The organism is Streptococcus sp. SS-4456 (genome assembly GCF_036680365.1).
Taxonomy (GTDB): Bacteria; Bacillota; Bacilli; order Lactobacillales; family Streptococcaceae; genus Streptococcus.
On sequence record NZ_JAVIHI010000054.1, the window covers coordinates 1 to 11,598 of the forward strand.

Below are 11,598 nucleotides of genomic sequence, written 5' to 3' on the forward strand. Positions count from 1 at the left end.
AGTTGGGATAAGATAAATCCACTGAATCACCTACCTCAGCAACTTGATAACCTTGCTTTGTACCATTTCTGACCTTGATACCTTCAAGAACGCCATGGCGGTCTTGAGAGGTCAATGTGAACATTGGCTCATCCTGTTCCTTGAGCCTACGTCCATTTTGACGCTTATTGATTCGATTGGGTGTCAGAATAGGTTGAATTTCGAGTACTCCAGAATTCATAGCCGTCCGCTTTGTAGCTCCAGCAGTATATCGTGCAGTGATACAACGTGCCTCATCTGTCAACTTTGGTTCTGTCAAAGATTGGTCAATCAAATAAAGACCAGTCTTAGCTCCCAGTCCACCACCCGCACCAACAAGGGTTGTGGCAATTCCACTAGGGTCGTAGACACGATAGCTTTGCATACCACCTACAAGTTGCTTAAGATGGCTACCGCTTTCTCCGCTGATAGGTAGTACTTTTCGTCGACCTCTACTTCTAAGATGTCCGATAGTGTAGATGCGTTCTCGATTTTGGGGAACTCCGTAGTCTTTTGAATTGAACACTTGCCACTCAAGGTCGTACCCTGCTTCATCCAGGATAGAGAGATAGTCGAGATAATCTCGTCCCCCGCCACTTGATAAAAGTCCCTTAACATTTTCAAGGAGTATCCACTCGGGTTTATCTTCTTCCTCTTGGCTTTGGATGATGTCAACAAATGTAAAAAAGAGTCCACTTCGTTCACCGTATAGGCCTGCTCGCTTTCCTGCGATAGACACATTTTGACAAGGGCTTCCCGCACACCAGAGATCTGCTTTTGGAAGTTGTGTTGGGTCAATGCTTGTGATGTCGTCATGAAACCATTCTCCTTTCGTGTCGTACATTGCTTCATAAGATTTTCTTGCAAATTTATCCTTTTCACAGTAACCGATACATTTGAAACCAGCTAATTCCAAACCACGACGAAAACCACCCACTCCTGCAAAGAAATCAAGAAAGGTTAGGCTCATACCGTCCCCTCCATCATTGAATAGGCTTCATCAAAGGTCAAAGTCTGTCCATCACGCAATACCGTCACGTTGTCATTTCCTGTCGACTCTATATAACGTTTGACAATGACATCCACAAACTTCACATCCAACTCAATGCCGTAACAAACCCTTCCAGTTTGGTCTGCGGCCATTAGGGTCGAACCAGAACCAAGGAATGGATCAAGAACAATTGTCCCACGCATGGATGAATTTTGAATAGGATAGGCCATGAGCGGAATTGGTTTCATTGTTGGGTGGTCTTTACTAGATATTGGACGGTCATATTCCCAAATGGTTGTTTGTTTACGGTCACTGAACCATTGATGTTTTCCCTTTTGTTTCCAGCCAAAGAGACATGGTTCATGTTGCCACTGGTAGGGACTACGTCCAAGCACTAATGAGTTCTTCTTCCAAATGCAGCACCCACTGAGATAAAAACCAGCATCCTTAAATGCCTTACGGAAGTTCAATCCTTCTGTATCCGCATGGAATACATAGATAGAGGCATCAGATTCTATATGTTTTTCTACCTGAGTGAACATGTCAAAAAGAAACTGGTAAAATTCACTATCTGGCATATTATCATTGAGAATCTTTCCAGCTGTTTCTTCCACGTCAACATTATAGGGAGGATCTGTCACAACCAAATTTGCCTTTTTATCACCTAACAGTTGGCCATATGTTTTGGCTTTTGTAGAGTCTCCACAAATCACTCGATGTTTACCAAGTTGCCAAATGTCCCCTCGTTTTGAAAAGGTGGGTTTATTTAATTCCTCTTCTACATCAAAGTCATCATCTGATAGGTCTTTATCATGGACATTTGATAGGATGTCATCAATTTCTGGTGGTTCAAAACCAGTCAGGTCGAGATTGAAATCCGATTCCTGTAAATCCAAAAGCAAGTCCGCCAAAAGCTGGTCATCCCATTGACCTGTGATTTTGTTAAGGGCAATGTTCAGTGCCTTTTCATCTTCCTTGGATAAATTGACAATGACACATTTGGCAGTTTCATAGTCTAAGTCTTTCAATACAGTTAATCGTTGATGGCCACCAATTACCGTCAAGTCTTTATTGACGATGATGGGGTCAACGTAACCAAACTTGAGTAGGCTTTGCTTAATCTTTTCATACTCCTTGTCACCCTTTTTGAGTTTTTTTCGAGGATTGTAGGAGGCTGGGTGTAGTTCAGATAATCGAATCTCTCTAATTTCCATTGTTGGTTGACTTGTCATTGGTTTCTCCTTTATAAAAGCGTGATTGGATGTAACACGAATGGCTACAAAATTTTCTATTTGGATTGGCATAAGATAAAAATGACCTGCCACATTGCTGGCAAGTCAAATCTTCATATGCGGTTTTTGATTTATCGTGTTCGTTAGAATGTGTTGTCCACCAAACCTTACGACACTTATCCGAACAGAACTTCTTTGGTCTTCCTATTTTATGAATTTTCAGTGCTTGATAACACTGGGGGCAACGGAGTCCGTCATTCTGGTCGGCTTTTGCCATCTGCTTTGTCGCCGCTCCATGACCAAGCAATGCTGGATTTCGTTTACAGTATTTTTTAACAGAATCTCTAGATAGTCCTGTAGCCTTACCGATTAAGCCATAGCCAAGACCTTCTGCTCGCATTTTCCAGATTTGTTTGCGTTGACTTTCGTCCATTTGTTTTCCTTTCCAGCAAAAAAGGACTAAAAACAACTATTTTCTACATTGTTTCTAGCCTTTTTCACTATTTTATTACCAAAATGACATACTAGGGAACGCTACATCCCCACATTAGAAACGTGATAACGGTGGGAACGAACGTAATAATTGAGCGATTTAAATGTACCCGCTTGCGAATTTTGCGAAATTGCACGTTTGAGGGGGCGTCGGTCTTAGTCTCCCAAGGGTTTAGAGATTTCATCCACCCCTCCCCCATAGGGTTAAAAATTGGATACTTTTGTAACGAAACTCCAAGATTAAAATCGATACGTATACTCCACATATCGGTCAGTCGTCTTGGTCTTCCTGTCATGACAAGACTTACAAAGTGCTTGCCAGTTAGATTGATTCCAAAAGAGTTCTTGGTCACCTCTGTGAGGTGTGATATGGTCAACCACTATTGCCTTGGTCAATCGACCTTTGACTTTACATTGAACACAGATTGGATGAACTTTTAAGTAACGAAGTCGTGCTTTGTTCCACTGGGCATTGTATCCTTTGGCTTTGGTTGACTTGGTATCCAGTTGGTAGTTTGCTTTATGGTTGTCACAATACTTGTGACCATAAGGTACTAGGTTAGGGCAACCATTTTGTTTACAAGGTGTACTTGGTCTTCTTGGCATTTTACTTCTCCCAAGGAAGATTTGCTTTCGTGAAATGCCCGAAGCAAGATGTTTTGGTGTAGTCTACATTCAAGAGATGAAGTTCCTTAATGATACCTTGTGGGGTCAATTCGTAGCGTTCACGAATCATTCCTTCCAGTTGTTTTGTGGTGTAGCGACTGGTTCCAAAGGTTTCTACATACACCGATACAGGTTCTGCAACTCCAATGGCATAGGCTAATTGTACTTCACATCGTTTCGCATACCCTTCTCGAACAATATCCTTTGCAATCTTTCGTGCCATGTATGCGGCTGAGCGGTCAACCTTGCTTGGGTCTTTTCCAGAGAAAGCACCGCCACCATGATGTGCGAAACCACCGTAGGTATCAGCCACAATCTTTCTACCAGTAACTCCTGCATCCGCAAATGAGCCACCAAGAACAAAACGTCCAGTTGGATTGACTAGAACTTTGAAATCTAGATTCTGACGGTAACGAAGTGCTACTGACATCATAGCTTCAGTCACAATTCGTTTCACTTTGGCAAGGTCTGCTGTTTCTGCATGTTGGACGGAAACTAAGAAGGTATCAATCCGTTTCTTCTCATAGTCGTAGGAGATCTGTGCCTTAGCATCCTTTCCAAGTAAGGGATGACCAAGTGACATCAGTTTCTCAAGGACTCGGGTTGCTAGAACATAAGGAAGTGGCAGGTACTCAGGTGTTTCATCAGTCGCATATCCAAACATCATTCCTTGGTCACCAGCACCTCCATTTTCTACTCCTTGTGCAATATCGGAGCTTTGGAGTCCAAGTAGGTTAGTTACCCGAACATTCTTCATACCAAGTGGCTCGACAACCTGACGAACAATGTTCTCGAGATTAAAGTAATGTCTAGTTGAAATTTCACCAGCTACCACAACTTGGTTATCCTTGATTAAGGTCTCAATTGCCACTCGACTTGATTTGTCATACCTTAGACACTCCGTCAAAATGGCATCTGAAATCTGATCACAGATTTTATCTGGGTGTCCAACTGAAACTTGTTCACTAGAAATAATCATAATTCCTCCACGCAAAAAAGCCCAACCTTCATGAGGCTAGGCTTTGGTTTATTTTACTGATTGTCGGCCTGCTTCGTAGGCTCTCTCCAATGCTCTTTTGATTCCCCAAACCGAAACATCGTAGAAATCGAGGTTGTCGCTCCATCGTTTTTCCAAAGTTTCAACTAGTAGTTCTTCTTTAGCAATCTCTGTTAAAAGGGCATTGAGTTTTTCTCTTTGGCGTTTTGTCATGGTATTGTTCTCCTCTTCTTTTGTTGTGTACATATTAACTCTAAAAAGGAGATATATCCAGTCATTTCTGCATTAATTTAAAGATATTTTAAACAGTTAAATCAAACAAAACCGCCTCAAGAATGGCTTCACGTTCTTCTGTATCTGGATAGATTTCCCATCCTCTGTCGTAAGAAACGATTGTTTCTTCAGCTACTTCAATATCTAACTTGAAAATACATCCAAGGTCAATTCCAACTTCTGAAGATTGGGGACTAACCTTAGCAATGTAATCCACTTTTTGTCCTTGATAATCAATCCGTCCTTCTGTCCACACGGTTTTTCTCCTTTGGTTTTTCTAGGTGTATATTACCCTATCAGCCTAAGAATATCCAGTCATTTAAGGGGGATTTTTATCTTTTTTGACATCTTAAGTATATCACAGGTCTAGGTTGAAAATCAGTACTAAAACAGTACCAATTTAGTGCTAATTTAGTACCAATTTAGTGCAATCGGCCATCACTAGATAGGGATGTGATAATCTTCCACCTTAAGTTCAAGACTTTTTGAAGTCCAACGATAACACTTGCGTAATTGTTTTAGAATCTTACGCCTACGATAAGCAAGTGTTGAATGACTGATTTCATAAATCTCTTCTAGTTCAGTCCAACTCTTGCCTAAGTAAATTAAATCCTTGGCTAATGGCTTCAAATCCTCAGGTATTAGATCCATAACGAACTCAAAGTAGTAAAGATCCATTCTTAAGCAGTAATAGGTATTAAGCAAACTACTGAGGTACTCTTGATTTTCTTGTTCTTGTTTTTCTCTAAAACTAAGGGAAATCAGCTCACTACGACCGTGGTTTTTACTTTTCTTGACCTTTTCATGCTCTGACTTCTCAAATACCAGTGACTGAATCACACTATTCTCTGAGATAGGTCGATAGTTGAGCAATTTCTCTTGAACTAACTGTAACTTCATTTTCATGTCACGATAGTTCTTAGCGATATATTCCACCTTATCCATCTGTCCCTCCTACTTGTGCTTTTACAGCTTCAATCAGCCGTTCTTGTTGTGCATCTTTGTTTTCTAGTGCTTTGAGGATTTCCTCATCAATCGTTCCTTCAGTCACAATGTGTTGGATAACAACTGTCTCAGCCTCCTGGCCCTGACGCCAAAGCCGTGCATTCGTTTGTTGGTATAGTTCCAACGACCATGTTAAACCAAACCAGACCAAGTGGTGACCGCCTTTTTGAAGGTTCAAACCATGACCTGCTCCTGCTGGATGAAGTAAGCCAACTGGTACATTACCCTTATTCCATTCACGAATATCTTCTTCTGTTTTCAACACCCGACTCTTTACCTTGAGTTTTTCTAAACGACCCAGAATCCGAGTCAAATCATGTTTGAACCAATAGGCAACTAAGATAGGTTCTCCATTTGCGGATTCGAGGATATCTTCAAGAGCATCTAGCTTTTGATCATGGATTTTGACAACATCATGATCATCAGAATATACGGCTCCATTGGATAACTGAACTAACTTGTTCGTAAGGCTTGCAGCATTTGCAGCAGTTACTTCTAATCCATCAAACTCGGATAATACATACTCTTTCTTAAACTGACTGTACTTTTCTTTTTCCTTTTCTGTCATACGAACCAGTTTCTTGGTTGAAATTAATTCGGGCATATCCAGATAGTCTAAGGCTTTCATAGAAATGGTAATATCACTAATCTTGTCTTGAATTTGACACTCCGCATAATCCATGGGGATGTATTCATAGACAATGTTTCCATTGCGCCGACCCTCTTCAAAGTAACGACTACGAAACTCACCAATGAATCGACCCAGACGTTCCCCTCCGTCAATGACTTTAAATTCTGCGAACAAGTCCATTAGTCCGTTTGAACTTGGTGTTCCAGTCAACCCAACAATACGTTTCATGTAAGGACGCATAGCCATGAAAGCTTTGAAACGTTTGGACTGCCAAGACTTGAAAGAACTCAATTCATCAATCACTACCATATCCCACTTGAAATAGGGACTGCATTGTTCCACCAGCCAAGGGAGATTTTCACGATTGACAATATAGATGTCCGCATCTTTCTGAAGAGCTACTTTTCGTTGCTTGGAAGTACCAACTATTTTCGAATAACGTAGGTGACGCAACTCCGCCCATTGCTCAATCTCATCACTCCATACTGTATTTGCGACTCGAAGTGGAGCAATAACCAAAACCTTTGTGACTTCAAATCGGTCAAACATCAGCTCATTTACTGCAGACAAGGTTGTAGCTGTCTTTCCCATCCCCATGTCTAGGATGACTGCCGCATAGGGTGTCCTAATGATGAAGTCCTTGGTGACTTCCTGATAATCATGTAGTTTCAATTGCATCTAGCACTTCTCCAATCATCTCAATGCGGTCAATGACATAGACCTTAAAGCCTAATCGCTCGAACAGTTTATGCCTTGACACTTGTAACTCCCTTGGTTTTTGGTCAGGAGCCTTTACTTCCACCAAGCCAAACTTGCCCTTGGGTAAAAACACCAAACGATCTGGAACACCAGAAAAAGAGGGCGATACCCATTTAGGACAAATACCTCCTCGAGCTTTCACAGACTTCACCAAAGCTTGCTCAACGTACTTTTCTCTCATCGTTCTAAATCCTTTCGTCAAATTGAAGTGTGTAGGTCTAGTGCAGTCATTTCCAAAACTCCTCTTATAGGCTTTTTTTATAGTAATTTTTGCTTATAGGATAGTTTTAGAAAAGACCATAATAGACCTACACAAAATCAAAAAATGTCACTCATGCTGGTCGTTTTAATCATCTATCTGAAACCTCATTCAAAATAAGTTCCAACCTTTCAGTCAACGACTTACACACCTAAAATAATCAAATACCTCTATTGTGGAGATCTGTTGACTAAAAATGCTGGTCATTAATCAAAGAAATCATAACCATCCTCTACCAATTTCAAACCAAGAATGTGGTTCCCTTTACTTGTCCGTTTTCGTTTAAACCCTGCCTGCTCAAGTGCAGAATAAAAATCGGTTGTACTGCGTGTATACTCCATGTTTTTGGCGCAATAGGCACGATACTGACTGTATAGTTCTCCTGATTTTTCTGACAACTGATCACCAACTTGACAACAATCGCTAAGAAAATGTCCCAACCAGTCATTGGCTTCTCGGTAAGCTTTGACGGAAGCTGATACGGCAGTTGGTACTTTTGTTTTGAAGTTCGCTTTGATGGCTTTTTCTGCACCTTCTATAATCCAAGACATGATTGCTGGTGCTGCATTGTCGTACAGATAATCCGCAAAGTTTTTGATGTCAGAGCGACCAGTGATTTTGGCGTTAAACGGGATAACAACCAAACGTCGCCAAGTTCCATCATCGTTCGCTCCTACTTTGGGTAGATGGTTTGTGTAAAGAACCAGCGTGTGTGACGGCACGAAGTGAAAAGGATCCTTGTACTTTTTCTCAGCTTGGATTTCATCCGTTGAGGTAATCTGCTTCACAACGGCTGTATTGAGTCGCATACCCTCAGCCATTTCAGAAGCAATAACCAAACGTTTCCCTTTAAGCTCCGCAAGCTCTGGACTGACATTTCGCTTGTTTGACATGGTTAAGGCATCTGCAGATAATTTACCTGAATAGCTACCTAGCACACGAGCGATGGTATTCCAAAAAGTAGACTTGCCGTTCGCTCCGCCTCCATAGGCAATAATCATGTGTTCCTGATAGACCTTACCGATAGCTGCCATACCAATAATTTCTTGAACATAATCAATTAATTCTTGGTCATTACAGAAAAAGGTAGCTAACGTTTCCTGCCATAATCCCATTCCCAGATCACTAGGAGAGACTGCGGTTATTTTTGTTATGTAATTTTCAGGATTGTGTTCTTGTTGACCATTTATTCCTTTTCGTAAATCATAGGTAGCCTCTGGGGTATTGAGTAATAAGTCATCACTATCTAATTCTGACAATTCTACTGAAAGCATTGGTTTAGCTGTATTATAGACAGCCATCAAATTCTTATAGTCACGATGTTTCATAACAAATTTATGGAACTCCTTAGCTGCTAGATAAGCTTTTAAATATTTCAATTGAAGTGGAGTTTCGACTGCATTTTCTAGACGCCTTCCTCCAGCCTTTATGGTTAATTCATCAATACCTGAAGACTGAAGTTGCTTATCTGCAGATTCCAAGAGTGCATTCGATTCAGCAAGTTGTTCATCAGTAAAGTGCACAACTGCACCTAATGCCAACTGCTTATTCTCACGCCAGTGAGTTCCGTCATAGTAAAGATAGTCCGTTGCATTGGTATAAGCGAGCCTGTTCGCATACTCTCTTGCAAGAACTCCCGCTTCACCAACATCAGAGTAATCATCTGGTTTCAAGGAGCCTCGATTAAAAGCATCTGGAGCCACGTAGCCTTTTGATGTTTTTATAGTTCTGTTGTAGAATCGCACAGCACTACCCCAAATGGTATCTAACTCTGCTTTATCAAGTGGCGGTACACACTTCTGTGCCTGCTCATCAAAGCCATCCCTTGCTTCTTGGGTTACACCTAAACGTTTTAGAATTTTCGCAGCAAAAACTGACATTGTTGAATTACGACTCCCTTGCTGGATTGGACCATTTGGTGGCGTATAGAAATCTGCATCGAAATCTTCCTCGTCTTCAATAGAAACAGCTTGAAACAAATCTTCATCAATAGTTAGCCAAGAATCATGCCATATAACCTGTGCATTTGGATTTCCAAAGAAGAATCGTGCCGCATCCTTGGCATTATCATCAAAAAACTTGTATTGATTACAGAGTTCTTCCTTCATTGCTACATAGATGTCTTTATCCGCTACCTCTTCAATCTGAAAATAGATGTGAAACTTCGGTCGAGGTGCTTTGCCACCTTTAGCCTTCAAATGACTTCTACTGGTGACCAAGGCAAAATTGTAATCCGCAAAGATGTCTTTCAGGAATTCCTCGGTAAGCCATTCCTCAGGATTTTCTGTGTGATCATTATCAATATCCATGACTAACACATCTGACTTGATAAAGTTGGCATTGGAGCGAGTATTTTGTACAAAAAGAGCTGCCACATGGTCGAATTGAGCTACGTTTTGTAAGATAGCTTTATTAGTGATAGTTACCATATTTGGATAGACCGTAGTTGTTTGTATTCCTGTCTGTCCAGAATGAGATAGGGTAAATTTCATTTGATATGCCTCCGTCTTTAGTTTTTAAATTAGGAAACTTGCTTCCTACCTTACTAAGTAAGAAACAGAGATGATTTTCCGCACTTCCGAAAATTTTTTTAGAAAAATAAAAGTTTCCTATTAAATGCACAGGAAACTTTTTTATGTTCAAAAAATTATAGTGAGAAGCGGAAAAACATCTCTTAAATCTACTTAGTAAGATGTAAGGGATAAAAATATTGCTTACAAAACGGAAAAATCATTCGAAACCTTACTTAGTAAGATAGGAGGACCCAATATGGCAAACGAACCATACATCGAACCTGATGATGATGTAGCAGATACACTCATAGCCATCAGCGTTATCTCAAAGCTACTCGCTCGGAAAATTATGGAGGAAGAAAACAATGAGCAAAATGAAAGAACTGAATAGACTGATTCATGATATGGAAGAAACCGCAAAGTACTACCTTCGATTGGTAGATGAATTCAAGAAACTCGTCTCTTCTGAGGAAGAAACGGTAACAAAACCTGATCAATCTAAACCAGAACCAAGAAAGGAAATTCAATTGGAGGATGTCCGCGCTGTACTTGCCACGAAAGCAAAAGATGGCTATAAGAACGAGGTTCGTGCTCTTCTAAATGCTTACGGTGCTTCTTCACTCTTAGCACTTGACCCAAAACACTTTGCGGCAGTACTTGAAGAAGCTGGAGGAATTGGTAATGACTAACCACGCCATTCTATCCGCATCTGCATCACATCGTTGGTTAAATTGCCCACCATCTGCTCGTCTCACCGAAGATCTGCCAGACACAACATCTGATTTTGCTCTCGAAGGCACTGATGCTCACGAGTTGTGTGCTTATCTAGTTGAGAAAGCCTTGGGTAGGAATGCGCGTGATCCAACTGAAGATTTAACATTCTACAACGATGAGATGCAGGAATGTGCAGAAGAATATCGCGACTATGTTATGGAACAAGTTGAGAAAGCTAGAGGTTACTCCCGTGACCCTACAGTTCTTATAGAACAACGACTGGATTTTTCTAAGTGGGTACCTGAAGGCTTTGGAACTGGGGATTGCCTCATCGTGGCAGACGGACTTCTTCAGGTTATTGATTATAAGCACGGACTTGGTGTTCTAGTTGATTCAGACTATAACCCACAAATGATGTGTTATGCACTTGGAGCACTTGAGATGTTTGATGGACTTTATGATTTTGATAAAGTTACCATGACAATCTTCCAGCCACGAAAACATAACATTTCTACCTTTGAGATGGAAAAAGCTGAGTTGCTTGAATGGGCTGAAAATGTACTCACTCCAAAAGCTGAACTTGCATTCAAGGGTGAGGGGGAGATGCAATCTGGTAAACACTGCCAATTCTGTAAGCTTAAGAATGTCTGTCGCAAACGTGCTGAGGATAATTTGGCACTAGCCAAGATGGAGTTTGCGGATCCAGCTTCCCTTGATAACGAGGACATTGCAGAGATTTTACCTAAACTAGACCTGTTGATTTCATGGGCAAACGACATCAAAACTTATGCTTTAAATCAAGCAACAGACGGACAGCGTATCCCAGGATACAAACTGGTTGAAGGTCGCTCTGTTCGTAAATTCTCAGATGAGTCAGCCGTTAGCCAAGCAGTGATTGAAGCAGGCTATGACCCTTATGAGAAGAAACTGCTCACTATCACTGCCATGACTAAGTTACTTGGCAAGAAAACCTTTAATGACCTGCTTGGTGGTCTTATCATAAAACTAAGTGGTAAACCAACACTCGTTCCAATTGACGATAGCCGTC

Annotated in this window: 14 protein-coding genes; 3 read left to right on the plus strand and 11 right to left on the minus strand. The window is 41.0% G+C overall.

Annotated elements, in window-relative coordinates; all coding sequences use genetic code 11:
- From RFK25_RS10560 to RFK25_RS10610, 11 genes are all read right to left on the minus strand, one after another.
- Positions 1 to 988 (minus strand): DNA cytosine methyltransferase (locus RFK25_RS10560; protein WP_332413366.1); only part of this gene is annotated, 988 nt, incomplete at its 3' end.
- On the minus strand, positions 985 to 2,241 hold the full coding sequence (locus tag RFK25_RS10565) for a site-specific DNA-methyltransferase (protein ID WP_332413368.1): 1,257 nt from the start codon (positions 2,239 to 2,241) through the stop codon (positions 985 to 987). The genes RFK25_RS10560 and RFK25_RS10565, both read right to left, overlap by 4 nt.
- Positions 2,213 to 2,674: a hypothetical protein gene (locus RFK25_RS10570; RefSeq protein ID WP_018374779.1), complete on the minus strand. Its 462-nt coding sequence runs from the start codon at positions 2,672 to 2,674 to the stop codon at positions 2,213 to 2,215. Before RFK25_RS10570 ends, RFK25_RS10565 begins: the two co-directional genes overlap by 29 nt.
- A 299-nt stretch (positions 2,675 to 2,973) precedes the next feature.
- A complete protein-coding gene (locus tag RFK25_RS10575) occupies positions 2,974 to 3,339 on the minus strand; it encodes an HNH endonuclease (RefSeq protein ID WP_332413371.1) in 366 nt (121 codons plus the stop codon).
- A 1-nt stretch (position 3,340) separates the two neighbouring features.
- Positions 3,341 to 4,378, minus strand: coding sequence for a methionine adenosyltransferase (metK, locus tag RFK25_RS10580; protein WP_332413372.1), 1,038 nt, complete (start codon positions 4,376 to 4,378; stop codon positions 3,341 to 3,343).
- 48 nt (positions 4,379 to 4,426) lie between these two features.
- On the minus strand, positions 4,427 to 4,609 hold the full coding sequence (locus RFK25_RS10585; protein WP_029188725.1) for a DUF6900 domain-containing protein: 183 nt from the start codon (positions 4,607 to 4,609) through the stop codon (positions 4,427 to 4,429).
- An 88-nt stretch (positions 4,610 to 4,697) separates the two neighbouring features.
- A complete protein-coding gene (locus RFK25_RS10590) occupies positions 4,698 to 4,925 on the minus strand; it encodes a DUF7678 domain-containing protein (RefSeq protein WP_029188724.1) in 228 nt (75 codons plus the stop codon).
- Positions 4,926 to 5,110: 185 nt separating this feature from the next.
- Positions 5,111 to 5,614 carry a hypothetical protein gene (locus RFK25_RS10595; RefSeq protein WP_029188723.1) on the minus strand — a complete coding sequence of 168 codons (504 nt, stop codon included), beginning with the start codon at positions 5,612 to 5,614 and terminating at the stop codon, positions 5,111 to 5,113.
- Entirely contained in the window at positions 5,607 to 6,983 is a 1,377-nt protein-coding gene (locus RFK25_RS10600; protein WP_332413374.1) for a DEAD/DEAH box helicase, read from the minus strand. The genes RFK25_RS10595 and RFK25_RS10600 overlap by 8 nt, the downstream gene beginning before the upstream one ends.
- Positions 6,964 to 7,245 (minus strand): VRR-NUC domain-containing protein, encoded by a 282-nt coding sequence (locus tag RFK25_RS10605; protein ID WP_332413375.1) that lies wholly within the window; start codon positions 7,243 to 7,245, stop codon positions 6,964 to 6,966. Before RFK25_RS10605 ends, RFK25_RS10600 begins: the two co-directional genes overlap by 20 nt.
- Positions 7,246 to 7,529: 284 nt before the next feature.
- Entirely contained in the window at positions 7,530 to 9,815 is a 2,286-nt protein-coding gene (locus RFK25_RS10610) for a phage/plasmid primase, P4 family (RefSeq protein ID WP_332413377.1), read from the minus strand.
- Between the two features lie 277 nt (positions 9,816 to 10,092).
- On the opposite strand from RFK25_RS10610, the gene RFK25_RS10615 reads away from it, so the two are divergent.
- The 3 genes from RFK25_RS10615 to RFK25_RS10625 all read left to right on the plus strand — a co-directional run.
- Positions 10,093 to 10,227 (plus strand): hypothetical protein, encoded by a 135-nt coding sequence (locus RFK25_RS10615; protein ID WP_256797823.1) that lies wholly within the window; start codon positions 10,093 to 10,095, stop codon positions 10,225 to 10,227.
- A complete protein-coding gene (locus RFK25_RS10620) occupies positions 10,202 to 10,525 on the plus strand; it encodes a hypothetical protein (protein ID WP_332413381.1) in 324 nt (107 codons plus the stop codon). The genes RFK25_RS10615 and RFK25_RS10620 overlap by 26 nt, the downstream gene beginning before the upstream one ends.
- Positions 10,518 to 11,598, plus strand: a 1,081-nt coding sequence (locus RFK25_RS10625; RefSeq protein ID WP_332413382.1) for a DUF2800 domain-containing protein, incomplete at its 3' end; no start/stop codon positions are given. The genes RFK25_RS10620 and RFK25_RS10625, both read left to right, overlap by 8 nt.

Excerpts from the sequence above, each read along its gene's own strand:
- RFK25_RS10605 (WP_332413375.1), bottom strand. The coding sequence starts at position 7,245 with ATGAGAGAAAAGTACGTTGAGCAAGCTTTGGTGAAGTCTGTGAAAGCT.
- RFK25_RS10600 (WP_332413374.1), bottom strand. The coding sequence starts at position 6,983 with ATGCAATTGAAACTACATGATTATCAGGAAGTCACCAAGGACTTCATC.
- RFK25_RS10565 (WP_332413368.1), bottom strand. The coding sequence starts at position 2,241 with ATGACAAGTCAACCAACAATGGAAATTAGAGAGATTCGATTATCTGAA.
- RFK25_RS10610 (WP_332413377.1), bottom strand. The coding sequence starts at position 9,815 with ATGAAATTTACCCTATCTCATTCTGGACAGACAGGAATACAAACAACT.
- RFK25_RS10620 (WP_332413381.1), top strand. The coding sequence starts at position 10,202 with ATGAGCAAAATGAAAGAACTGAATAGACTGATTCATGATATGGAAGAA.
- RFK25_RS10575 (WP_332413371.1), bottom strand. The coding sequence starts at position 3,339 with ATGCCAAGAAGACCAAGTACACCTTGTAAACAAAATGGTTGCCCTAAC.
- RFK25_RS10570 (WP_018374779.1), bottom strand. The coding sequence starts at position 2,674 with ATGGACGAAAGTCAACGCAAACAAATCTGGAAAATGCGAGCAGAAGGT.
- RFK25_RS10585 (WP_029188725.1), bottom strand. The coding sequence starts at position 4,609 with ATGACAAAACGCCAAAGAGAAAAACTCAATGCCCTTTTAACAGAGATT.
- RFK25_RS10595 (WP_029188723.1), bottom strand. The coding sequence starts at position 5,614 with ATGGATAAGGTGGAATATATCGCTAAGAACTATCGTGACATGAAAATG.
- metK (WP_332413372.1), bottom strand. The coding sequence starts at position 4,378 with ATGATTATTTCTAGTGAACAAGTTTCAGTTGGACACCCAGATAAAATC.
- RFK25_RS10615 (WP_256797823.1), top strand. The coding sequence starts at position 10,093 with ATGGCAAACGAACCATACATCGAACCTGATGATGATGTAGCAGATACA.